The sequence below is a fragment of the Streptomyces sp. NPDC002018 genome, from assembly GCF_042890865.1.
Lineage (GTDB): Bacteria > Actinomycetota > Actinomycetes > Streptomycetales > Streptomycetaceae > Streptomyces.
Window position 1 is genome coordinate 1 of the sequence record NZ_JBIASO010000033.1, and the last position, 23,422, is coordinate 23,422.

Annotated in this window: 17 protein-coding genes, 1 tRNA gene and 1 riboswitch; of the genes, 8 read left to right on the forward strand and 10 right to left on the reverse strand. The window is 72.2% G+C overall.

The window, feature by feature from the left end; genetic code table 11:
- Nucleotides 1–364 precede the first annotated feature (364 nt).
- Nucleotides 365–931, reverse strand: a complete 567-nt coding sequence (locus ACFYYH_RS32675) for a MarR family winged helix-turn-helix transcriptional regulator (protein ID WP_388558934.1) — start codon at nucleotides 929–931, stop codon at nucleotides 365–367.
- A gap of 144 nt (nucleotides 932–1,075) precedes the next feature.
- On the opposite strand from ACFYYH_RS32675, the gene ACFYYH_RS32680 reads away from it, so the two are divergent.
- Nucleotides 1,076–2,368: an MFS transporter gene (locus tag ACFYYH_RS32680; RefSeq protein ID WP_388559034.1), complete on the forward strand. Its 1,293-nt coding sequence runs from the start codon at nucleotides 1,076–1,078 to the stop codon at nucleotides 2,366–2,368.
- Between the two features lie 98 nt (nucleotides 2,369–2,466).
- Here the strand turns inward: ACFYYH_RS32680 and ACFYYH_RS32685 are convergent, their stop codons facing one another.
- Together ACFYYH_RS32685 and ACFYYH_RS32690 are read right to left on the reverse strand one after the other, a co-directional pair.
- The gene (locus ACFYYH_RS32685; RefSeq protein WP_388558937.1) at nucleotides 2,467–4,089 is read right to left on the reverse strand and encodes a SpoIIE family protein phosphatase; all 1,623 of its coding nucleotides are present in this window, start codon (nucleotides 4,087–4,089) and stop codon (nucleotides 2,467–2,469) included.
- 274 nt (nucleotides 4,090–4,363) lie between these two features.
- Complete coding sequence (locus ACFYYH_RS32690; RefSeq protein ID WP_388558939.1) at nucleotides 4,364–5,743, reverse strand: NAD(P)/FAD-dependent oxidoreductase; 1,380 nt, start codon at nucleotides 5,741–5,743, stop codon at nucleotides 4,364–4,366.
- Between the two features lie 334 nt (nucleotides 5,744–6,077).
- Between ACFYYH_RS32690 and ACFYYH_RS32695 the strand changes: the two genes are divergently transcribed.
- Nucleotides 6,078–6,827 carry a TetR/AcrR family transcriptional regulator gene (locus ACFYYH_RS32695; protein ID WP_388558942.1) on the forward strand — a complete coding sequence of 250 codons (750 nt, stop codon included), beginning with the start codon at nucleotides 6,078–6,080 and terminating at the stop codon, nucleotides 6,825–6,827.
- A gap of 621 nt (nucleotides 6,828–7,448) precedes the next feature.
- Complete coding sequence (locus ACFYYH_RS32700) at nucleotides 7,449–9,509, forward strand: sigma-70 family RNA polymerase sigma factor (RefSeq protein ID WP_388558945.1); 2,061 nt, start codon at nucleotides 7,449–7,451, stop codon at nucleotides 9,507–9,509.
- An 18-nt stretch (nucleotides 9,510–9,527) separates the two neighbouring features.
- On the opposite strand, the gene ACFYYH_RS32705 is transcribed toward ACFYYH_RS32700, so the two are convergent.
- Nucleotides 9,528–11,702: an asparagine synthase-related protein gene (locus ACFYYH_RS32705; protein WP_388558948.1), complete on the reverse strand. Its 2,175-nt coding sequence runs from the start codon at nucleotides 11,700–11,702 to the stop codon at nucleotides 9,528–9,530.
- 618 nt (nucleotides 11,703–12,320) lie between these two features.
- On the opposite strand from ACFYYH_RS32705, the gene ACFYYH_RS32710 reads away from it, so the two are divergent.
- The 4 genes from ACFYYH_RS32710 to ACFYYH_RS32725 all read left to right on the forward strand — a co-directional run bounded on the left by ACFYYH_RS32710 (nucleotide 12,321) and on the right by ACFYYH_RS32725 (nucleotide 18,016).
- Entirely contained in the window at nucleotides 12,321–13,805 is a 1,485-nt protein-coding gene (locus ACFYYH_RS32710) for an MFS transporter (protein WP_388558951.1), read from the forward strand.
- A gap of 109 nt (nucleotides 13,806–13,914) precedes the next feature.
- The gene (gene lhgO / locus ACFYYH_RS32715; protein WP_388558954.1) at nucleotides 13,915–15,132 is read left to right on the forward strand and encodes an L-2-hydroxyglutarate oxidase; all 1,218 of its coding nucleotides are present in this window, start codon (nucleotides 13,915–13,917) and stop codon (nucleotides 15,130–15,132) included.
- 556 nt (nucleotides 15,133–15,688) lie between these two features.
- Nucleotides 15,689–16,441, forward strand: a complete 753-nt coding sequence (gene trmB / locus ACFYYH_RS32720) for a tRNA (guanosine(46)-N7)-methyltransferase TrmB (protein WP_388559037.1) — start codon at nucleotides 15,689–15,691, stop codon at nucleotides 16,439–16,441.
- A 231-nt stretch (nucleotides 16,442–16,672) separates the two neighbouring features.
- Nucleotides 16,673–18,016 (forward strand): PrsW family intramembrane metalloprotease, encoded by a 1,344-nt coding sequence (locus ACFYYH_RS32725; protein WP_388558957.1) that lies wholly within the window; start codon nucleotides 16,673–16,675, stop codon nucleotides 18,014–18,016.
- A gap of 69 nt (nucleotides 18,017–18,085) precedes the next feature.
- Here the strand turns inward: ACFYYH_RS32725 and ACFYYH_RS32730 are convergent, their stop codons facing one another.
- The 5 genes from ACFYYH_RS32730 to ACFYYH_RS32750 form a co-directional block, all read right to left on the reverse strand.
- Nucleotides 18,086–19,117, reverse strand: coding sequence for a M23 family metallopeptidase (locus ACFYYH_RS32730; protein ID WP_388558960.1), 1,032 nt, complete (start codon nucleotides 19,115–19,117; stop codon nucleotides 18,086–18,088).
- Between the two features lie 11 nt (nucleotides 19,118–19,128).
- Nucleotides 19,129–19,283, reverse strand: a riboswitch (cyclic di-AMP (ydaO/yuaA leader).
- A gap of 255 nt (nucleotides 19,284–19,538) precedes the next feature.
- Complete coding sequence (locus ACFYYH_RS32735; protein WP_388559040.1) at nucleotides 19,539–20,684, reverse strand: PP2C family protein-serine/threonine phosphatase; 1,146 nt, start codon at nucleotides 20,682–20,684, stop codon at nucleotides 19,539–19,541.
- A 288-nt stretch (nucleotides 20,685–20,972) separates the two neighbouring features.
- The gene (locus ACFYYH_RS32740; RefSeq protein ID WP_388558963.1) at nucleotides 20,973–21,719 is read right to left on the reverse strand and encodes a MerR family transcriptional regulator; all 747 of its coding nucleotides are present in this window, start codon (nucleotides 21,717–21,719) and stop codon (nucleotides 20,973–20,975) included.
- A gap of 126 nt (nucleotides 21,720–21,845) precedes the next feature.
- A tRNA-Met gene (locus ACFYYH_RS32745) sits at nucleotides 21,846–21,919 on the reverse strand.
- Between the two features lie 73 nt (nucleotides 21,920–21,992).
- Nucleotides 21,993–22,127, reverse strand: coding sequence for a hypothetical protein (locus ACFYYH_RS32750; RefSeq protein WP_388558965.1), 135 nt, complete (start codon nucleotides 22,125–22,127; stop codon nucleotides 21,993–21,995).
- Between the two features lie 209 nt (nucleotides 22,128–22,336).
- On the opposite strand from ACFYYH_RS32750, the gene ACFYYH_RS32755 reads away from it, so the two are divergent.
- Complete coding sequence (locus tag ACFYYH_RS32755; protein WP_388559043.1) at nucleotides 22,337–22,990, forward strand: HAD family hydrolase; 654 nt, start codon at nucleotides 22,337–22,339, stop codon at nucleotides 22,988–22,990.
- A gap of 175 nt (nucleotides 22,991–23,165) precedes the next feature.
- Here the strand turns inward: ACFYYH_RS32755 and ACFYYH_RS32760 are convergent, their stop codons facing one another.
- On the reverse strand, nucleotides 23,166–23,378 hold the full coding sequence (locus ACFYYH_RS32760) for a hypothetical protein (RefSeq protein ID WP_388558967.1): 213 nt from the start codon (nucleotides 23,376–23,378) through the stop codon (nucleotides 23,166–23,168).
- Nucleotides 23,379–23,422 lie beyond the last annotated feature (44 nt).

Genomic DNA, 23,422 nt, shown 5'->3' on the forward strand with positions numbered 1-23,422 from the left:
CTTTCCAGTTCTTCGCTTTCGCGTTTCCCTTTCCGGCGATTCCGACTCTACCAGATCCTTTCGGGCCTGATTCCCAGTCAGAGTGGGCTGTCCTCCCGGCCCTTCGGCCGTTCCGACGTCCCGAACACTAGCGGATTCCCCGTACGGCTCATAATCGGGCCTTCGAAATGAATTGCGGCATGCCGAAATTCATCCCGGCTGGGAGATCGTGCTGAGTGTGGGTGCCGCTGCTGCGGCGTGAGTGGCTGCCATGGAACCGTTCCGGGCCCGTGACAACTCGAAGAACCCTACGGATCGGCCTGGGGCCTGTCAAACGAACCCCGCCCCCCGTGTCCCCACACCCCGCGTCCCGGGTCCCTGTGGCCTACCCCAGGTCCGTCAGCCGGCCGCCGGCGTCCGGCTGGGCGTGCTCCACCCGGCGCAGCAGGCGGATCAGTATCTCCCCGAGGCCTCGGCGCTCGTCTCCGGTGAGGTCCTGGAGCAGGTCCTCCTCGAACCGGGAGGCCATCCGCATCGCCTCCAGCCACTTCGTACGGCCCTCGTCCGTCAGCTCCACGATGACCCGGACCCGGTTGTTCTCGTCGCGGTCGCGGGTGACCAGGCCGTCGCCGGCCATCCGGTCGATGCGGTGGGTCATGGCGGCCGGGGTGAGTCCGAGGCGCTTGGCGAGTTCGCCGGGGCCCAGCCGGTAGGGGGCTCCCGAGACGACCAGGGTCTTCAGGACCTCCCACTCGGCGTTGCTGATGCCCAGCTCGGCGAGGTGGCGTCCGTACGAGACGTTCATACGGCGGTTGAGCCTGCCCAGCGCCGAGACGACCTGTTCGACCTGGGGGTCGAGGTCGTGGAACTCGCGCTGATAGGCCGCGATCTGCTCGTCGAGGCTCGGCTCCTGGAGATCCGGCGGGCCGGGTTTCTCGGGGGTGTCTGGCATCGGGGCAGTATGCCACGCCCCTCTGCTGGCATTGAAGTCCTTCGCTGTGTATTGTTGAGGTTCTAACTTTAGCTTCGAAGTCTTCACTTCTGAGTGCTGGCTTCGGTCTTCGATCTTCTGAGGCAGGTGAGTGTGACCAGGGCGATGGGCGCTGCGATGCGCCGGATCCAGGCAGGGAACGCGCTGAGCGCGTTCGGGCTCGGGTTCACGGTTCCGTATCTCTATGTGTATGTCGCCCAGGTCCGGGACCTGGGCGCGAGTACGGCCGGTGCCGTGCTGGCGGTCTTCGCCCTGGCCGCGCTGGTCGTCCTGCCCTTCACCGGGCGGGTGATCGACCGGCGCGGACCGCTGCCCGTGCTGGTGACGGGCGCGGTGCTGGCGTCCGTGGGGGCGTTCGCCATGGGGCTGTCGTGGAGCGTGCCGACGGCCGTCCTGTCCGCCGCGCTGCTGGGGGCCGGGACCGCCGTCATGCAGCCCGCGCTGGCCACGATGATCGTGTGGTGCTCCACGCCGTCGACACGGACCCGGGCCTTCGCCACCCAGTTCTTCCTGGCGAACCTGGGGCTCGGCGTCGGCGGGCTGATCGGCGGGCAGATCGTCGACGAGAGCCGGCCGGGCACGTTCACGCTGCTGTTCGGTGTCGAGGCCGCGATGTTCCTCGTCCTGGCGGCCACCGCCGCGACGGTCCGGCTGCCCCGGCCGGCCGCGCTCGCCGGTGCGCCGGCCGAGGACGCCCGTCCCGGGGGCGGCGGGCTGCGCACGATGCTCGCGCACCGGGCCATGGTCCAGCTCTGCGGGCTGGGGTTCGTGCTGTTCTTCGCGTGCTACGGGCAGTTCGAGTCGGGGCTCGCCGCGTACGGCACCGAGGCCGCGGGGATCGACCCGTCGACGCTGGGGATCGCGCTGGCCGCCAACACCGCGGTGATCGTCGTCGCGCAGTTCGTCGTCCTGCGGCTGGTCGAGCGGCGCAGGCGCAGCCGGGTGATCGCGGCAGTCGGGCTGATCTGGACGTTCGCCTGGGTCGTCGCGGGGTTCGCGGGGCTCGGGCACGGGAGCCGGACGATGGCGACGGCCGCGTTCATCTCCACGTACGCGCTGTTCGGGCTCGGCGAGGCGATGCTGTCGCCGACCGTGGCGCCGCTGGTGGCCGATCTGGCGCCCGCGTCGATGGTCGGGCAGTACAACTCGGCGTTCGCGCTGGTCAAGCAGCTCGCGCTGGCGATCGGCCCGGCAGTGGGCGGGCCGATGGGGGCCACGCTGCACGGTCCGTACATCGTGACGTTCGTGCTGTTCTCGCTGGGCATCAGCGTGCTGGCGCTGCGGCTGGGCCGGCGGCTCACTCCCGTACAGGACCGGCCGTCGCTCGGGTCGGCCTCGCGTCTGGTGGTCCGGCACATGCCGGAGAGCGCCGAGCCCGCTCCGGCCCCGGCCGGCTGATCACCGCCCCGTACGTCATCCCGTACGTCCTCCCGTACGCCGGCATCCCGTGGTCCGGTATGTCGATGGGGATGTCAGTGAGGAAGGCAGTGGGGATGTCAGTGGGGCAGGGCGAACTCGCACCAGACGGCCTTGCCGCCGCCCGGGGTACGCCGCGAGCCCCAGGACGAGGCGATCGTCGCGATGATCGAGATGCCGCGGCCCGCCTCGTCCGCCGGTTCCGCTCTTCGGCGGCGCGGCAGATGCTCGTCCCCGTCCGTCACCTCGATGATCAGCCGCCGGTCGGTGCGGCGGAGTCTGAGGCGCATGGGCGGGGTGCCGTGCTGGAGGGAGTTCGCCACCAGTTCGCTGGTGGCGAGCACACCCAGATCGCGCAGCTCGACGGGGAAGCGCCAGGAGGCGAGCACCCCCGTGGCGAAGGCGCGGGCGCGCGGGGCCGCCTCGATGCCGCCGAGCAGGTCGAGCGCGGCGTTGTGGAACAGCTCCGCGTCCGGGCCCGTGCGGGAGGGATGCTGGAGGACGAGCACCGCGACGTCGTCGTCGTGCTCGGCGGTGACCCCGAGGGAGCGGATCAGCCGGTCGCAGACCACCTGCGGTGAGCCCTGCGCGCCGGCGAGGGCGCGCTCCAGGGAGGCCACGCCCTCGTCGATGTCCTCGCCCCGCCGTTCGACCAGACCGTCCGTGTAGAGAACGGCGGTGGATCCGGGCGGCAGCGGGATGGTGCCCGAGCTGTGGAGCCAGCCGCCGGTGCCGAGCGGCGGGCCCGTGGGGTCCTCGGCCCGCTGGACCGTGCCGTCCTCGGAGCGGACCAGGATGGGCAGATGACCGGCGGAGGCGTAGACGAGCCGGCCCTCGTTGGGGTCGTGGACGGCGTAGACACAGGTGGCGATCTGGCTCGCGTCGATCTCGGCGGCGAGTCCGTCGAGGAGCTGGAGCACCTCGTGCGGCGGCAGGTCGAGCCGGGCGTAGGCGCGGACCGCGGTACGGAGCTGGCCCATGACGGCGGCGGCGCGGACACCGCGGCCCATGACATCGCCGATGACCAGGGCCGTGCGCCCGGCGCCGAGCGTGATCACGTCGTACCAGTCGCCGCCGACCGCCGCGTCCGCGCCGCCCGGCTGGTAGGTGGCGGCGACCCGCAGATCGTCCGGCTGCTCCAACTCCTGCGGGAGGAGCGAGCGCTGGAGGGTGACCGCGGTCTTGCGGTGTCTGCGCTCGCTGGTGCGCAGCCGCTCGGCCGCCTCGGCGTGGGCGGTGACATCGGCGGCGAAGACCAGCACGCCCCCGGTGCCCCGGCAGTCGACGGGTGTGCAGGTGACGCTGTACGAGCCCTCTCCCGCGATCTGGACCTTGCGGGACTTGACCGTACGGGGCTTGCCGCTGCGCAGCACCTGGTCGAGCAGCGGGAGCAGTCCCAGCTCGGCCAGTTCGGGGCAGCTCTCGGCCGCGGTGACACCGGACGGGCGCGGGCCGAAGGCCGCCGCGTACGCGTCGTTCACATAGGCGACCCGGTGCTCCGGGCCGTAGACCAGGGCGACCAGCGCGGGCAGCCCGCCGAGGATCTCGGCTACGGAGAGTTCTTCGAGGACGGGGACGTCCGTCACCGGGTCGGGCCGCTGTTCGTACGCACCACGGGCCGCGGGCACGGAACCGCGGTCCGTCCGCGCGGCGGCGCGGCGCTGTGTACCGGGGAGCCGGGCGCTCCAACGCGTGAAGTTCACGGATTCTCAGGCCTCATGGTGTCGTGTTGCTGTTCGTCTTGCCGGGCTGGTCGGGGCCGGGCGGGTCGTCGGGGCCGGTTGCGCCGAGCGGGTCGGATCACTCTGTGCAGATGTGAACCCACCTATGGTCACACGTCCGGTGTGGCCGGGCGCACGGAGAGGGGCGTCGGCCGTGTTCGGGTCGTACTCGGGTCGTTGACGCCGACCGTGCCCGGCCGTCGTCGGACGTACGCTGCCGTTCCGTACCGCCCCGGGGACGGTGACGTCGATGACCTCATGTGTCCTTGGGTCGTTCGCTTCCCGCGGCGAGTTCGAACTCGGCGCGCGGGTGTTCCAGCGAGCCGAGAGAGACGATCTCCCGTTTGAAGAGCCCGGATAGGGTCCATTCCGCGAGGACGCGGGCCTTCCTGTTGAAGGTGGGGACACGGCTGAGGTGGTACACGCGGTGCATCAGCCAGGCCGGATAGCCTTTGAGCTTACGGCCGTAGACGTGTGCCACACCCTTGTGGAGGCCGAGGGACGCGACCGAACCCGCGTACGCGTGACGGTAGTCCTGAAGGGGCTCGTCGCGCAGCGAAGCGAGAATGTTCGCCGCGAGAACCCTGGCCTGGCGGACGGCGTGCTGCGCGTTGGGCGCGCACTCCTTGCCCGGTTCGTCGGCCGTGAGATCGGGAACGGCCGCCGCGTCACCGGCCGACCAGGCGTGTTCGACGCCGTCGACGGAGAGTCGCGCGGTACATCGGAGCCGGCCGCGTCCGTCGAGCGGCAGACCGCTGGCGGCGAGGATCGGATGCGGCTTGACGCCGGCGGTCCATACGACGGTGCGGGTGCGGAACCGGGCGCCGTCGCTCAGTACGGCGACCCGGTCCTCGCAGGAGTCGAGGCGGGTGTCGAGCCGTACGTCGATGTTGCGGGCGCGCAGTTCGCGCACGGCGTAGGTGCCCATCTCGGTGCCGACCTCGGGCAGGATCCGTCCCGTGGCCTCGACGAGGATCCACTTCAGATCGTCGGCCTTGATGTTGTGGTAATACCGCGAGGCGTAGCGGGCCATGTCCTCCAGCTCGGCGAGCGCCTCGACGCCCGCGTAACCGCCGCCCACGAAGACGAAGGTGAGGGCGGCGTCGCGGATCGCGGGGTCGCGGGTGGAGGAGGCGATGTCCATCTGCTCGATGACGTGGTTGCGCAGCCCGATGGCCTCCTCGACGGTCTTGAAGCCGATGCCGTGTTCGGCGAGGCCGGGGACCGGGAGGGTGCGGGAGACCGAGCCCGGCGCGAGGACGAGTTCGTCGTAGGTCATCTCGACGGTGCCGTTGCCCTCCTCCTCGGAGGCGAGGGTCTTGAGGGTGGCCGTGCGCGTGGAGTGGTCGATGGCGGTGGCCTCGCCGATGATGATCGTGCACTTCTCCAGCACGCGCCGGAGCGGGACGACGACATGGCGGGGTGAGATGTTCCCCGCCGCCGCTTCGGGCAGGAACGGCTGATACGTCATATAAGGGTCGGGGGAGACCACGATGACCTCGGCCTCGCCGTTCCTCAGCTTCCGCTGGAGGCGCAGCGCGGTGTACATCCCGACGTAGCCGCCGCCGACCACGAGAATGCGCGTGCGGGGCGTGGGTGCGGGGGTCGTCGCCCCGGAGATCTCAGCCTTCACCATCCCATGACGCAACGATGCCCGGTGTTTGTCCACAGCCGCGACAGATTGTGTGACCGGAGGCCTTCGAGGGCCGCGTCCGGGCAAAACCCCAGGTATTGGCGGAGGGGTGCAGGTCAGCGGGGGCGCCGGGGGCGGCGGCCGCCGGGTGAATCAGGAATCTTCCGGTCCTTGCTCCGATCGGGGGGCGCTCCGTGCGGAACTACCCTCTTCTGAATTGACCCGGGCTCAACTATGTTCGTACCTCGTCGGCGTGTCCGGTCCGTGACTGGGTCGGTACGCTCGGCTGTCGAGGCGGGGGTCTCCGGGGGGAGACATCATTACCGGGGGAACGGTTATGCGTATTCAGGATTCGCATTGGCAGACCGCCGTCGTCACGGACGGCGACGGACGGGCGGGTACGGGCGGGACGGGTCGCTCGGCACCGTTAAGGGTGGACGCACAGCGCAATCTGGAGCATGTACTGCGCGCGGCTCGCGAGGTGTTCGGCGAGCTGGGGTACGGGGCTCCGATGGAGGATGTGGCGCGACGGGCCCGGGTCGGGGTCGGCACGGTGTACCGGCGCTTCCCCAGCAAGGACGTGCTGGTGCGGCGCATAGCCGAGGAGGAGACCTCCCGGCTGACGGACCAGGCACGCACGGCGCTGGGTCAGGAGGACGAACCCTGGTCGGCGCTCTCGCGGTTCCTGCGCACGTCGGTGGCGTCGGGCGCGGGACGGCTGCTTCCCCCGCATGTGCTGCGGGTGGGGGTGGACGCCGAGGAGACACCGGCGGAACCGGCCGGGCAGGACGGGGTTCGGGTGCCGCACCAGCGGCTTGCCGGGGCGCCGGATCTGCGGGTGATCGGTCATCGGCTGTCACCGGAGGAGTTGGACGATCCGGGTGCCATGGAGCTGCTGGAGGTCGTCGGGCAGCTTGTGGAGCGGGCACGGGCCGCGGGTGAGCTGCGCGGCGATGTCTCCGTGGCCGATGTGCTGCTGGTGATAGCCACGGCCGCGCCTTCGCTGCCGGACGCGGCGCAGCAGGCGGCGGCCTCGGCACGGCTGTTGGACATTCTTCTGGAGGGTCTGCGGTCACGGCCCGTGTGAGCGGGCGTGGCCCCGGGCGCCGCCCGGAGGTCGTCGGTCCGGCCCGTGCCTCCGGTGCGGGCCGGACCTTCCTCTTCGAACTGGCTTAGGAATAAACGTCATTGAGCCTTCCCCTAACGAGTGAACGTTCATGCCACTCCCTGAGAATCGTCCACGGATGAGTGGTTGGCGGGCTCGAAGCTCCGGGCAGGGGGGCGCTCTGTGGCACTCTGTCCCGGTGTTCGGGTCAGAGGGTGCGTTCAGAGGGCGCGTACGGGGGCTTCCGCGATGAGCGGTGACGGACGGGACGAGCCGCTCGGTGGCGGCGGTGCCGACGGCGGTACGGAACCCGGTGGGACGGCCTCGCGGCAGGTGCCGAGCCAGGGCGGGCCCAAGGGCGTGCCGGGGCCGGTCGCGCCGGGTCCGGTCCTGCCCGGTCCGGTCGTGCCCGGTGGTCCCGCTTCCGGTGTCGGTGGTCCTCGCGGTCAGGGCGGTCATGCCGGTCAGAGCGGCCCCGGTCAGAGTGGCCATGCCGGCCAGAGTGGCCATGCCGGCCACGGCGGTCCGGCGGGGGGTCCGAGCGTTCCCGGGCAGAGCGGGCCCGGTGGCTCCGGGAGGCCGGCCGGGTTCCCCGGATCCTTCATGCCGCACCCCTCGATCGGTTCCCCGTCCGGTTCGCCCTCCGGTTCACGGCCGGGTCCGGCCGAGCCGGGCGGGGGCGGGGCCCCCGAGCCGGAGAGCGGTGTGCCGCCGCAGCGCGAGCGCGGTGGCGGCGCGTTCCCGGCCGATCCGGCGACCGTCGAACTGACCCCGGCCGAGCCGGGAACGGCGGAATCGCCCGCGTCGGACGCCGAGCTGATCCAGCGGATGCGGGACGGTGACGACAGCGCGTACGAGGAGCTGTTCCGCAGGCACGCGGACGCCGTGCGCCGCTATGCCCGTACGTGCTGCCGCGACACGCACACCGCCGACGATCTGACCGCCGAGGTGTTCGCCCGCACCTTGCAGGCGGTCCGGGGCGGGGCCGGGCCCGAGCAGGCGGTGCGCGCCTATCTGCTGACGACCGTACGACGGGTCGCCGCGTCCTGGACGAAGTCCGCGAAGCGGGAGCAACTGGTCGAGGACTTCGCGGTGTTCGCGGCACAGGCCGTCCGGTCCTCCGAGATCTCGGACGTGGACACCCTCGATCTGGGCGCGGATGTCCTGGCCATGCGCGAGGCCGAGCAGTCCATGGCCATGCGGGCCTTCCGGAGTCTGCCCGAGCGCTGGCAGGCGGTCCTCTGGCACACCACGGTCGAGGAGGAGTCGCCGAGCGAGGTCGCGCCGCTCTTCGGGCTGAGCGCCAACGCCACGGCGGTACTGGCCAGTCGGGCACGCGAAGGTCTCAAGCAGGCTTATCTACAGGCCCATGTGAACACCGCGCTGACGTCGGGCGGCGACTGCGCCCGGTACGCGGACCGGCTCGGGGCCTATGCCCGCGGGGGTCTGCGGATGCGCGCGGAGCGCGGGCTGCGCAAGCATCTGGAGGAGTGCGCCGCCTGCCGCCACGCCGCGGGTGAGCTGGCGCACGTCAACTCCGGGATCCCGGCACTGCTGCCGGTCGCGGTGATCGGCTGGTTCGCCGCGGGCTACTCGCTCAAGGCCGCCGGGATCGTGGCGGGCGGCGCCGCCGGAGCGGCGGGAGCGGGTGCCGCGGCGGCGGCCACGGGCTCCGGCGGAGCGGCGGGCGCTGCTTCCGGCGGAGCGGCGGGTGCCGCTTCCGGGGGCACGGCGGGTGCCGCGGGCGCGGCCTCCGGCGGGGCCGGGGCCACGGCGGGCGGGACGGCCGGAGGGGCCGCCGCGGCCGAGGGGCTCGGCGCGCCCGCGAAGGCCGGGATCGCGGCGGTGGTGGCCGTCGCCGCCGCGGCCGGTCTCGTGTACGCGCTGGCGAGCGACTCGCAGCCGCAGAAGCCGCCCGTGGCGAAGCCTCCGGTCGCGCGGCCCGTCGTACCGCCGACGCCGGCTCCCTCGCCCGAGCCGCCCGCGCCGAGGCCCGCCCCGTCCGCGGAGAGGCCGGCACCGTCCCCCACCGCGAAGCCGACACCGAAACCAACTCCGACACCCACCCCGGCGGCCCCGGCTCCGAAACCCGCCCCGAAACCCGAGCCGGAGCCCACGCCCACGCCGACATCCGCCGAGCCCGGCCCCACGGTGCCGCCCGGGACGCCGACGCCCCCCGTACCCCCGCCCCCGCCACCGCCGGTCCCGACGCCCCCGCCGCCGCCACCGCCGGTGGAGTACCAGGTGAACCGGCTGTCGTACGACATCCTCGGCGACAAGACCGGGCCGGAGGTTCGGCTCGTCGGAAGCACCTGGATGTGGAAGCGCTCCGGGGTGAGCGTCGGCGGCACCCGGTACGCGCACGGGGTGACGACACACGGGGCGTCGTCGGTCACCATCGATCTGAACCGGAGCTGTTCCACCTATGCGGCCCTGGTCGGGGTGGACGATCTGACACGGAGCCTCGGCCCTGTGCGCTTCTCCCTCTACGGCGACGGCGGCCGGCTCTGGCGCTCGCCCGTGCTGCGCGGCGGCGACCGGGCCGTCCCCGTACAGGTGGGGATCGCGGGACAGAAGACGATCCGGCTGGTGGTCGAGGCGCACCGGCCGCTCGGCGTGGTGGCGTTCGCCGACTGGGCGCAGTCCCGGATCAGTTGCCGCTGACGTGCCCGCCGCGCTCCCCTACTGGTGGAGCGTGGGCCGCTGGACCACCACGCCCGCCACCGCGCGCTGACGCGGCGCCGCCGTGCCCGTCCAGCAGGTGCCCCGCCTCGACAGCAGGCGGCGCAGCCACAGTTCGGTGGAGACCAGATCCGCGAGACCGTCGAGCGGTACGGGCTCGCCCTCGGCCGCCGCGCGCAGGGCCTTGCGTACGACCCGTGCCTCGATCAGGCCCGCGTCGGCCAGCAGGGGCGCGTCGAAGAGGCTGATCAGCTCGCCGACGGCGGTGCGCAGACCCGCGCGGGTGGCGGCGGCGGAGCCCGCCCGGGACGTCGCGCCCCAGCCGGGCGGGAGGTCATGGATGCCGGCGCCGGCCAGGACCGTACGGAGGACCTCCGCGCGGGCGCCCGGCTGGACGCGCAGCGCCTCGGGCAGCTCACGGCAGGCCCGTACCACCTGGTTGTCGAGGAAGGGCGCGTGGAGCCGCTGGCTGCGGATCTCCGCCGCCTGCTCGAAGACCCGGTAGTCCGCCGCGTGACGGGCCAGCGCGGCGCGGGCGCGGGCCTCGCCGGGCCGCTGTACGGAGGTGGGCCGGGTCGCCGCCGCCGTCAGACGAACCGATACTTCCGCGAGCGCCTCCCCCGTCAGCCAGCGCGCGGCGGGTCCTGGCCGCGACCAGGTGAGGGCGGCCAGTGAGGCGCCCAGCGGACCGTTCGCGGACGCGGACAGCGCCGCCCTGTTGGCCTGAGGGAGCCTGGCCGCCGCCTCTTCGAGGCCGGTGCGGTAGGGCGTACGGGCCAGCTTGCGCGCCGCGCGGTACACGATCAGCGGGATGAACAGCGAGGCGGGCGAGGGCTGTTCGGCCTTGGCCAGCGCGGCGACCGGGTGCAGCAGATGGCGTCTGCGCCGGTCGAGCAGCAGATCGGCCAGGCGCGCCGGATGCGCGTCGAGCACCTCGCGGGCGCCGGCGCCGGTGAAGTGGTCGGCGCTGCCCGCGGCCAGCCGGCGGCGGTGCCGCCCCGCGGTGACCAGGGAAGGTCCCGGCTCGTCCGTGAGCGGGCCCTCCAGATCGGCGTACGGCAGGGCCTCTTCGCCCGCCGCGACCACGACATGGTGCAGCCGGGGGTTGGCGGCGATGACCCGTGCCCGTTCCAGTTCCGCCTCGTCGCGGCTGCCGGTGGCCAGGTCGTTGAAGGTGACGGCGAGCAGCCGCTCCCCCGCGCCGGTGCCGTGTCCGAGGACCGTGCCCGGCGCTCCCGGCAGCCCGGCGGCGAGCAGCGCGAGGGTGCCGGACGCGCTGCCGCCGGAGAGATCGGCGCCGATACCGGGGACCGGCCCCCCGCGCGCGGCGCGCCGTTCCGCGGGGCCCATCCCGGGGACGGGACCCGGGTCGGGCGGCACGGTCTCGGGCGCGTGCCGCGGGGCCAGGAGCCGTGCCCGTACGGCCTCGACGAGGGCGTCCCGTACGCCCTCCACCGCGCGTTCGGGGTCCCGCTGGGGACCGGCGACGGCGAGGGAGGCGACCGGTTCGTACCCGGTGATCTCGCGCGATCCCTCGCGCAGGACCAGCGCGTGTCCGGGCGGGATGCGCTTGACCCCGTCGTAGGGAGTGGAGTCGCGCAGCGCCTCCGGGGTCTCGGGGCAGGCGAGGAGCGCGGCGAGATGCCCGATGTCGAGCTGTGCCTCGATGAGATCGGCGAGGGGCAGCGCGGCGGTGGCGTACGCGGTGCCGCCCGCCCACGGGGTGTAGAAGACGGGTCTGGCCCCGGCCAGGTCACCCACGACCGTGATCCGGCGGCCGATCTGGGCGACGGCGGTGTAACTGCCCGGCCAGGCGGTGAGATGGCGCAGCGCGCCGCCGCGTGCCGCGAACAGACCGACCCTCAGTTCCTCGTCGCTCGCGCCGCAACAGCCCAGTACGGCGAGCCTGGTGAACGGATCGACGGTGACGACCCGGACCTCGTCGGGCCGCCAGTCGCCCACGGCCCAGAGCGGATCGGGGTCGCCCCACAGGAGTTGGGAGCCGACGGGATGCACACTGCGGCCCTCGGAGTCGTCGGCGCCGGGATCACCACCAGACCCCATCGGCCCCACGGATCCCGCCGATCCCACGGCCCCGACGGATCTGGCGGCCCCGACCGGGCCTGCCGTGCCGAAGCGCGCGGCGATACTGCTCCACCCCACCAACCAGCGCATCGCCGCCTCCACAGCCTGTGGACAAGTCGAGAGTAGGCTCAAGAGCCCACAGAGTAGGCTCAACAACCCACTCCGAGCAGCCCGAAACCGAAGCCGTTCGGGAACATGCTGCCACGACAACCGCGCACAGGAGGGCCTACGGGAGCACGTGCGCGAAGACGAATGCGCCCCTGGCATGGGCCGTTTGGCGAAGAAACGGCTCTTCCCCGACAGGCGTGATTCAGCCAAACTCCGGACTCGGCACGGCACTTCAGCACCGGCACACGCTCAGTCCGGGAGGCGTTTCCCGCCTCCCGGACTGATCCACCGCCCGCGGGGATTGGGGCGGCGGTATCCCCCAGCCCACTGGTTCCAGTACGCAGTGGGCCGACCCACGCAGGTCTCATGGAAGCGCTCCCGCTCCTTCCGGGCCAAGAGCGCACGGCCGGGCGCACGCTACACACCCGGAGCACGGCACCCCGCTTGAGGCCTCACGGCCGGGGCGGGGCACGGACAACAATCCCGCCATACGGAAGTCCGCCCCTTAACGGTCGGGATGTGGCGAACTACGCTGGGTTTACGAATGCCGCGCGCCTATGCCGCGGACGCGGCGGCCGTCTGTGTGTCGAGGGGTGACGCATGTCCAGAGAGCTACGCGGGCCGAACGAAAAGCTCGGCACCGTTCTCGCCCTCGCGGGAATCAGCAACGCCGGCCTCGCCCGACGGGTCAACGACCTCGGGGCGCAGCGCGGCCTGACACTGCGCTACGACAAGACCTCCGTGGCGCGATGGGTCTCGAAGGGGATGGTTCCGCAAGGTGCGGCGCCCCATCTCATCGCCGCCGCCATCGGAGCCAAGCTGGGACGTCCGGTCCCACTCCATGAGATAGGCCTCGCCGACGCGGATCCGGCCCCCGAGGTCGGGCTCGCCTTCCCGCGCGACGTGGGCGAAGCGGTGCGCGCGGCGACGGAGCTGTACCGGCTGGACCTGGCCGGGCGACGCGCGGGCAGCGGTGGCATCTGGCAGTCCCTGGCCGGATCCTTCGCGGTGAGCGCCTACGCGACCCCCGCGTCGCGGTGGCTGATAACACCCGCCGACCCCTCGGTCGCCCGGGATCCGGCGGTCGCGGAGGCGGCTCAGGGAGCGCACGGCGGGAGCGGTCACGGCTCCGGCCAGGGCTCCGACGCGGCGGCGGAGATCTCTCCCCTGCGCGTCGGCCACAGCGATGTGGCCAAGCTGCGGGAGGCGGCGTCCGACGCCAGGCGCTGGGACTCCAAGTACGGCGGCGGGGACTGGCGTTCGTCCATGGTGCCGGAGTGTCTGCGGGTCGACGCGGCGCCGCTGCTCCTCGGCGCGTACAGCGACGAAGTGGGGCGCGGGCTCTTCGGAGCCACCGCCGAGCTGACCCGGCTGGCCGGGTGGATGGCCTTCGACACGGGACAGCAGGAGGCCGCGCAGCGCTACTACATCCAGGCGCTGCGGCTGGCGCGGGCCGCCGCCGACGTACCGCTGGGCGGCTATGTCCTGGCCTCCATGTCCCTCCAGGCGACCTATCGCGGCTTCGCGGACGAGGGTGTGGACCTCGCGCAGGCGGCGCTGGAGCGCAATCGCGGACTCGCCACGGCCCGCACGATGAGCTTCTTCCGGCTGGTGGAGGCGCGCGCGCACGCCAAGGCGGGCGACGCGGTGGCGGCCGGGGCCGCGCTCAAGGCCGCCGAAGGGTGGCTGGAGCGCTCGCGGGAGGGCGACGCCGATCCGTCCTGGCTGGGCTTCTACTCGTACGACAGGTTCGCGGCGGACGCCGCCGAGTGCTACCGCGATCTGAAGGCGCCGCGCCAGGTACGCCGCTTCACGGAGCAGGCGCTCTCCCGGCCGACGGAGGAGTTCGTACGCTCGCACGGGCTGCGCCTGGTCGTGAGCGCGGTCGCCGAACTGGAGTCGGGCAATCTCGACGCGGCGTGCGCGGCGGGCACGAGAGCGGTGGAGGTGGCGGGCCGGATCTCCTCGGCACGCACCACCGAGTACGTACGGGACCTGCTGCACCGGCTGGAGCCGTACGGGGACGAGCCCCGGGTCGTCGAGCTGCGGGAGCGCGCCCGCCCCCTGCTGGTGGCTCCCGCGTAGGCCCGGTCCGCCCGCTCCCGCCGGCGCTCGCGCACCGGACTGTCGATTCGTGGTTTAAGCACGTTGTCGGCGGGCCAGTGCACTATCGGGGTGGGAGGTGGCGCGCGCTATGGGCGGACGCGTGGGATTCGACTGCGACGTGCTGGTGATCGGCGGCGGGATCGTCGGTCTGTCGACGGCGTACGCGGTCACGCGCGCCGCGCCGGGCACCCGTGTCGTGGTGCTGGAGAAGGAGCCGGGCCCCGGACGCCACCAGACGGGCCACAACAGCGGGGTGATCCACAGCGGTGTCTACTACCGCCCCGGCTCGCTCAAGGCGCGGTACGCGGTGCGCGGCTCCGCCGAACTGGTCAAGTTCTGCGCCGAGTACGGCATCGCGCACGAGATCACCGGCAAGCTGATCGTCGCGACCGAGCGGGACGAGCTGCCCCGGCTGCACGCGCTGGTCCAGCGCGGCAGGGAGAACGGCATCCCGGTGCGGGAGCTGGGCCCGGCCCAGATCACCGAGTACGAGCCGCAGGTGCGCGGTCTGGCGGCGATCCATGTCGGCACGACCGGGGTCTGCGACTTCCTCGCGGTCGCGGAACAGCTCGCGGAGTCCGCGGGCGCGACGGGCGCGTCCGTGCGGTACGGCGCGGAGGTCACGGCCGTCGACCGCCGCCCCTGGGGTGTCGCGGTCCGCACGGCGGCCGGGGAGGTGGTCCGGGCGCGCGTCCTGGTGAACTGCGCGGGGCTCCACTGCGACCAGGTGGCGCGGCTCGCCGGGGACGACCCCGGGATGCGGATCGTGCCTTTCCGGGGCGAGTACTACGAGCTGGCCAGGCCCGGCCTCGTCCGGGGGCTGGTCTATCCGGTGCCCGATCCGGCGTTCCCGTTCCTGGGGGTGCATCTGACCCGGGGCATCGACGGGGCCGTCCATGTCGGGCCGAACGCCGTCCCGGCGCTGGCCCGTGAGGGGTACACCTGGAAGACCGTACGGCCCGCCGAGCTGGCCGGCACGCTCCGCTGGCCGGGCTCCTGGCGCACGGCGCGCAAGCACTGGCGGCAGGGCGCGGGCGAGCTGCACCGCTCGCTGTCGAAACGTGCCTTCGCGACGGCCGTAAGGAGACTGCTCCCCGCGGTCAGGGACGCGGATCTGCGTCCGGCGGCGGCCGGGGTACGGGCCCAGGCGGTGCTGCGGGACGGCACCCTGGCCGACGACTTCCTGATCAGGCAGCGGCCCCGTACGGTCCATGTGCTGAACGCCCCGTCCCCGGCGGCGACCGCGTCGCTGCCGATCGGCCGGGAGGTCGCGAGACGCGCGCTGGCGGTGCTGGCGGAGGACTGAGCGGGGCGGGACGGAACGCCGGGGGACTGAGCGGCGCGGACGGGAACGGCGGAGGACTGAGCGGCGCGGACGGGAACGGCGGAGGCGGGGCGTCCTGGGCACGGGCCGCACCGGGGCGGGCAGGCGGAGGCACGGCCGGGCGGCGGCGAGCGCTCCGTGGAAGCCGCGAGCGCTCCGTAGAATCGGTCCCATGGTGGCCGAAGGACCGGCCGCCGTGTCGCCGAGCGCGAGAAGACCGGGATGACTGAGCGGGATGACTGAGATGGCCGAGGCGACCGAGCCGACCCTGGCGACCACCGAGCCGGCCGCGCGGACGGCGGAGGCCGTGCGGGCCGCCGGGAGCGGCGGGGCCGGAGGGCCAGGCGCGAGCGGCACGGCCGCCGGGGCCTCCCACACCACTGCCTCCCGCACCACTGAAGGGGCCTCCCCCACCGACGACGGGACCTCGCGGACCGCCGACGAGGCCTCCCCTGGCGCTGACGGGGCGTCCCGCACCACCGACGAGGCCTCCCCTGGCGCTGACGGGGCCTACCTCGCCGACAGGGCCGGGGACCGCATGATGAGCCGGATGTTTCCCGATGGCGCCGGGCCCGCCGCCGATCCCGCGGGCTCGCACTTCGAGCGGCGTATCCGCAGCTTCCAGCCCCGTCGCAGCCGGGTCACCCCGGGCCAGGCCGACGCGCTGCGCCGGATGTGGGCCGCCCGGGGCCTGGACATCGACGGACAGCGGGTCGTCGATCCGTCCGACCTGTTCGACGGGCTGCCGGTCGTCCTGGAGATCGGCTTCGGGATGGGCGAGGCCACCGCGCGCATGGCCGCGGACGACCCCGGCACCGGCATACTCGCCGTCGATGTGCACACCCCCGGCCAGGGAAATCTGCTCCGGCTCGCGGAGGAGAACGGCCTGTCCAACATCCGGGTGGCCAACGGCGACGCGATCATCCTGCTCAGGGAGATGCTGCCGCCCGCGTCCCTCGACGGACTGCGGGTCTACTTCCCCGACCCCTGGCCCAAGAAGCGGCATCACAAACGGCGGCTGATCCAGCCGGAGTTCCTCACGCTGGCCGCCGGACGGCTGAAGCCCGGGGCCGTGCTGCACTGCGCGACCGACTGGGAGCCGTACGCCGAGCAGATGCTCGCGGAGCTGACGGCCCACCCGGCCTTCGAGAACACCGTGCCGGACGGCGGATACGCGCCACGGCCCGCCTTCCGGCCGCTGACCCGGTTCGAGGGCCAAGGACTCGACAAGGGTCATGTGGTGCGTGATCTGCTGTTCCGCCGCGTACCGGAACCGCCGCCGTCCGTCTGACGGAGTCCGTCGGGCCGGCCGGACGGGCGCGCCGGCCGGCCCGCAGCGGCCCGGTGGGCAGAGGCCCGGGTGACGGACGGCCGGTGGGCAGAGGCCCTGTGGACGGACGGCCGGTGGGCGGGCCCCGTCGGCGTAACCCGCGTAACCCGCGTAACCCAGGTAACCCGCGTAACCCGCGGTAGGGACACAGGCACCATCGTCAGTGTCCGAGCTTCTCGTTAGGGTCATCGGGTGTCGGAACCCACGCAGCAGCGCCTCGAACCGGGCCCGGCGATCCCCGTCTACGAGCGGCAGCAACAGCTCGGTGACCTGTGGACCGCCGTGCCCGAGCCTGCCCGCAGGCGCTATCGGCCGCGCCGCGCGTTCTGGCGCCACCGGGCGGTGCGCGCGGGGGCCGTGATCACGCTGCTCGCCCTCTGCGGCCTGGTGATCCTCGCGCTCGTACGGGACCAGACCGGCACCCAGGGCTTTCTGGTCGGCCTCGGGCTGGCCGTGCTGCCCGTCCCGCTGCTGATCGCGGCCTTCCGCTGGCTGGACCGGGTCGAACCGGGCCCCTGGCGGAATCTGGTGTTCTCCTTCGCCTGGGGCGCCTTCGCGGCCGCCCTCGTCGCGATCATCGCCAACACCTTCGCGACCCGGTGGATAGCCATCGCCACCGCCGACCCGGCGGGCGCGGAGTCCCTCGGCGCCACGGTGATAGCGCCGGTCGTGGAGGAGAGCGCCAAGGCCGCGGCGATCCTGCTGCTCTTCCTGTTCCGCCGACGGGACTTCAACGGACTGGTCGACGGGGTCGTGTTCGCGGGCTTCACCGCCACCGGCTTCGCCTTCACCGAGAACATCCTCTATCTCGGCAGCGCCTTCGGCGAGGACCGGAGCGCGGGCTTCTCGGGGCTGGCCTCCGTGACGGCCGCGACCTTCTTCGTACGGGTGGTGATGTCACCGTTCGCGCACCCGCTCTTCACCGTGCTCACGGGCATCGGCTTCGGGCTGGCGGCGATGGCGGCCCGCCGCCAGAGGATCCGGCGGTTCGCCCTTCCGCCGCTCGGTCTGGCGCTGGCGATGGGCATGCACGCGCTGTGGAACGCCTCGTCGTCGCTCTTCGGCCCGTTCGGCTTCTACGCCGTGTACGCCGTGTTCATGGTGCCGGTCTTCGGCCTGCTGACCTGGCTGGCGATCTGGAGCCGGCAGCGCGAGCTGCGTACGGTCGCGGCCGAACTGCCCGCGTACGCGGCGGCCGGCTGGCTGCCGTCCGCCGCGCCCCAGGCGCTCTCCTCGATGCGGGCGCGCACCATGGCACGCGATTTCGCGGGCCGTACATACGGGCCCGAGGCCTACAGGTCGGTCGGGGAGTACGAGACGTTCGCGACGTCCTTGGCGTTTCTGCGCCACCGCGCCCGGCGCGGCAGCGTCGGCCCGGACTTCGTCGAGCGTGAGCAGGAGCTGCTGCACCATCTCTGGCAGCGCCGGGACATGGCGGGGCCCGCGCTCACCTATGCGGCGCGGGCCACGGGGCGGGTGCGGGTGCCACCGCCGTACATCGACTACGACGGCTACAACCCGTACCGCCAGTACTGACGAAGGGAGCTCGGCCCCGGGGGGGGCGGGCCGACTCAGGCAGTCATCCGGCTCAGGCAGTCATCCGGCTCAGGGAGTCAGGCCCTTGCTGCGCAGCCAGCTCATGGGGTCGATGCCGGAGCCGCCCGGGGTGTGGACCTCGAGGTGGAGATGCGGCCCGGTGACATTGCCGGTCGCGCCGACCCGGCCGATGGTCTCGCCGGTGGTGACCTTCTGACCGGCACTGACGGTCATCGAGGACTGGTGGCAGTACCAGATCTCCGTACCGTCATCCAGTTCCAGGATGGTGCGGTAGCCGTACGAGCCCGACCAGCCGGCCGAGGTGACCGTGCCGCCGTGCACGGCCTTGACCGGGGTGCCGGTGGGGGCGGCGAAGTCCAGGCCGGTGTGGTAGCCGGAGGACCACATGGAGCCGGACTCACCGTAGGTGGAGGTGATCGTGTACGAGGAGGTGGGAAGGGAGAAGCTGGCGGCCAGCTTCGCGAGGCGCTCCGCCTCGGCCTTGGCTCTGGCCTCCGCCTCGGCCTTCTTCTTCGCCTCTTCGATCTTCTTCTCGGCCTCGGTCTGCTGCTTCTTGGCGAGTGCCGCGGCCTGCTCGGCCGCCGCCGCCTCCGCGGCCGCCTTCTCCGTCGCGTCGGCCTCGTTCTGCTGCTGCTCGGCCTGCTGGAGGATCCGGGCCCGCAGGGCCTCGCCCGCGTCCGTGGCGCCCTGTTCCGCGTCCGCCGTGGTCATTCCGGCGGTGGTGAGCGGGGCGCTGGCCAGCAGATCGGGCTCGGCCTCGTCCGCCGCCAGCGAACCCATGCCCGGCAGCGACTTGGCGTCGGGGAGATTGTCCGTGATGGCGTCGGGCAGGGATATGGAGACCGCGGGCTTGTCCTGCGCGGTGGCCATGCCGCCCGCGCCGACGGCGGCTATGACGCCGACGCCGAGGACCGTGGAGCTACGGGCGAAGCCGTTGCGCTGCTTGCCGACGCGATGCCTGCCGCGTACCGGGCGTACGGACTCCTCGGTCGGGTTCCACTCTCCCCAGGCCCGCTCCGGCTGGTCGCCGAACGAGGGGGTTTCGAAGGGGGCGGTGGGGGCAGGCTGATTGGACGCCACTGAGGCGCACTCCTTTCCTTCCTTCTCGCCTACCGGGTTAGCTGACGGGTTCGGAGCAGGAAGGTCTCCTACGGATGCCCTCCGCCGCACAAGGCAGCAAAGAACGCCCGATTCACCCCAATGTGTGGTTCCCCGGTTCCCTTGCGGGATTCGGCGCGTGAGCACGGCGCCGACTCTTACGTCGGCTGGGACGACCGCGCTGCGTTATCGAACGTTAATAGAGACCAGGCCTTTATTCCAAGCTGTTCCCTGTGATCATTAACAACTTCGCAACGGACACACCAGGGCACATGCACACGCAATCGGGCGAGCTGACTGCCTTTCAGTACACCGCGCATACCTGACGGTATGTCAAATGTTATGCGGAGTGATACCTCACGATCACATACGGTGGCCGCCCCCGGACCGCGCCCGGGTCGCCTCAGGGGACGAGAGGTATCGTCCTGCGCCGTTCCGGCTGCCCCTCCGTGGGCCGGTTCACCGCCAGCAGCGCCATGTCGTCCTGGCTCCCGCCGCCCGTGTGCAGCCGTACGTCGTCGATCAGCGCCTGGAGCAGTTCGTCGGGCCCCTGGAAGATCCGGCCGTCCAGCCGGTCGCGCGGAACGTAGAAGACACCATGGGAATCGCGCGCCTCGGACAGTCCGTCCGTGTAGAAGAGCAGCGTCGACCCGGCCGGGTACCCGGCCTGTTCCGCGCGGTCCGGCCACGCGCCCAGTTCGCTCATCCCGAGGGGCAGCGCCGGGTCACGCGTCTCCAGCATCCGTACCCGCCCGTCCTCGCACATCAGCAGCGGATCGGGATGGCCCCGGTTGACCAGCCGCACCACACTCCCGTCGTGCGGGATCTCGGCGAGCACGGCCGTGGTGAATCCCTCGTAGGCGTCCAGCCCGCCCCGTCTGCTCCCGTCGCGCGTGAGCGCCCGCTCCAGCCGCTGCGCCACGCCCTCCAGCGAGCTCTCCTGCTCCGCGGCCTCGCGGAAGGACCCGATGACCACCGCCACCGCCTCGACCGCCTCCAGCCCCTTCCCCCGTACGTCCCCGACCACCAGACGTACCCCGTACGGCGTGTCCTGCACGGCGAACAGGTCGCCGCCGATGAACGCGCCCTCCTGCGCCGCCTCGTACCGCGCGGCGATACGGAGTCCGCCGATCCGCTCGGCGGGTCTGGGCAGCACCGCCCGCTGAGCGGTCTCGGCGATGATCCGGGCCGACGCGAGCCGCTGCCCGCTGCGGCGCAGCACACCGCCGATGTACAGCGCGAGAAGAGACACGATCACCACCGTCAGCAACTCGCTGACCGACTCCAGCGAGTTGAGCGAGTTGGTGTAGAGATGCATCGACAGCTCGGCGAAGATCGCGGCGATGCTGACCAGCAACGTACCGGCCAGCGGATAGAACGGCGCCGCGACCAGGGGTGAGGCCGCGTACAGGGGGGCGGCGGTGACCCGCGTCGGGGTCGAGAGATCGAGGACCACTCCGACGACGATCACGAGCACGGGGAGAAAACGCACCAGCCGACGGCCCGTGCGGATACGGCTGCTCGGCATCAGCGTGCCGTCGGCGGACATGGGACCAGTCAGATCGTCGGCCCGCCGGCCTCTGCCACCCAGGCTCTCCCTGAGCTTGCTCAGCTTCCCCACCAGTGGTCACCTGCCCGGTTCCGCCTTGGGCTGCGGACGGTACCGCGCCCCACCCAGGCTGGCCGCTACCGCCCACAGCGGCGACTCGCCGTCGGCCGAGTGGGCTATGGAGCCGGTCCGGACCGGCCTGCTCCACAGCAGGTCAGACGGCCGTTCGACCGCCCTGCGGCGGCCGGTCGGCAAGTCGGCCGGCCGGCCGTGGGGCCGGTCAGCCAGTCAGTCGGTCAGGTGGCGCCCGGCGTACACCTTCATGGCGTCCCGTACGAGCACCGCTGTCCCTTCACCGTACTTGTCATAGGCGTATGTGAAGCGTTCGTCCTCCCCGTACATCCGCGTCACGCCGATGACATACGACTTCGTGGCCTCGGCCGTCACCGACAGCCAGTCGCAGTGCCGCCGGGCGATGACCTGCGCCTCCTCGCTGCCGGCGGCCAGGCCCGCCTCCTTCGCCCGCGCCCAGTCACGGGCGATGGCCTCGTGCCGGTCCTGGAAATCCCGGCGCTCCCTCTCACTCAGCGAGCGCCACCAGCGGTCGCCCTTCCGGTACGCCTCGCGGCCCCATCGCGCGGTCACCTCCTGCTCGTACCGCGTGTGATCGAAGCCGTCGAGCACTTCCTCGGCCATGAGGTCCTCCCCTGTCCCGGTCTTGTGGAGAGTGGTCCTGACCGAGGTGATCAGCCGCTCGACGCGCTCGCGCTCCTGCTCCAGCAGGCTGAGATGCGTGCGCAGGGCGGCGGCCGTGTCCTGCTCGCCGTCGAGAACCCGGGCGATCGCCGGCAGACCGAGGCCCAGCTCGCGCAGCAGCAGGATCCGCTGAAGCCGGACCAGGGCGTGCTGGTCGTAGTAGCGGTAGCCGTTGGCGCCCGTACGGCTGGGCTCCAGCAGCCCCAGCTCGCCGTAGTGCCTGAGCGTGCGGCTCGTGGTCCCGGCCTTCTTCGCGATCTCCTGGATCGACCACTCCATGAGATCGACCGTAGAACTTGACGTCGCGTAAAGGTCAAGCGCGAGGGCGCGGCCCTGGGACGGGAAAAACCCGGGAACGACGAAGGCCCGGATCCGCTTGGAATCCGGGCCTTCGGTTCTTATCAGTAGCGGGGACAGGATTTGAACCTGCGACCTCTGGGTTATGAGCCCAGCGAGCTACCGAGCTGCTCCACCCCGCGTCGATGAACACAACCTTACGCCATCCAGAGCAAGATCATCACCACTCGGCGCGAGGGCGGGCGGGGCTGCTCGCTAGGCGGCGGTCACGACATCGGCCCGTACCGCCGCGGCCCACTCCACCAGAAGCCGCTGGTAACGCTCCTGCTCAGTGGGCGAGAGTGTGCTGCCCGCCCGTGCCCACAGGGCGCGGATCTCCCTGTTGACCACGGCGGCGGACCGGACCTGCTCATGCGCCGAAGGGGCCCCGGGGGCCTCGGAACCGGACACAGGGCCGGAAACCGGGCAGGAGTCCGGGACGGACGGAGAAACAGACGCAGAAGCCGAAGAGGAAGCGGACGAGGAAGCGAACATAGGACACAGGCTACGGCCTGCCACTGACAATCGGCGGAGCGTATCCCCCTACGCTTGGACCGGTGATCGAAACCATCGTGTTCGACGTCGGCGAGACCCTCGTACGCGACGACCGCTACTGGGCCTCCTGGGCCGACTGGCTCGGTATTCCCCGGCACACCATCTCCGCGCTCGTGGGCGCCGTCACCGTACAGAACAAGGACCACACCGACGCCCTGCGCCTGATCAAGCCCGGTATGGACATCGCTGAGGCCAACCGCGCCAGAGAGGCGGCCGGGCGCGGCGAGCATCTCGACGAGTCCGACCTCTACCCCGATGTACGGCCCGCCCTGGCCGGTCTCCGAGCGCTCGGCATCCGTGTGGTGCTGGCGGGCAACCAGACCGTCAAGGCCGGTGACCTCCTGCGCCGCCTCGATCTCCCCGTCGATCTGGTGGCCACCTCCACCGAGTGGGGCGTGTCCAAGCCGGACCCGGAGTTCTTCGGCCATGTCATCGAGGTGGCGCGGGCGACGCCCGACAGAACGGTGTACGTGGGCGACCATCCCGCGTACGACCTGTTCCCCGCGCGGCGGGCGGGCCTGCGTACGGCCCATCTGCGGCGCGGCCCCTGGGGCTATCTGTGGGCGGACGACCCGGAAGTGGTCGAGGCGGCGGACTGGCGGATCGACAGTCTGACCCAGCTCACCTCGATCGCGGCGACGATCGCGCCGGAGGACTGAGCGACCTCACCGGGCCGGACCCTGGGTCCCGTCCCGGACCCCGGCCCCCCGTCCCCCCGGCCCCCGGTCACAGAGCCGCGGCCCCCGGTCACAGAGTCACAGGGCCGCAGGGCCGGCGGACTGCCGGAATGCCGGAACACCGGAACCGCCTGGCCGAGCGATCCTCACCGGCGGCTCATACGACGCTGTAATCGTGCGCGGTACCGCCCTGCCACTCCACCCACTCCGGGTCGTCGAGCAGTTCCCAGGCGTCGGGCAGACCGGCAAGGCGCAGGAATTCGACAAGATGATCGTCGGAGTGGGCGAGTCCCATGATCCGCCCGCGGACCGTGACCCGCCGCCCGCCTGTCCCCGACGCCCGGTGGACGACGATCGGTGCATCACTCATAGGGCCAAGAGTGCGACCTTCCCGCCCGCTCCGCAGCCGCTGGG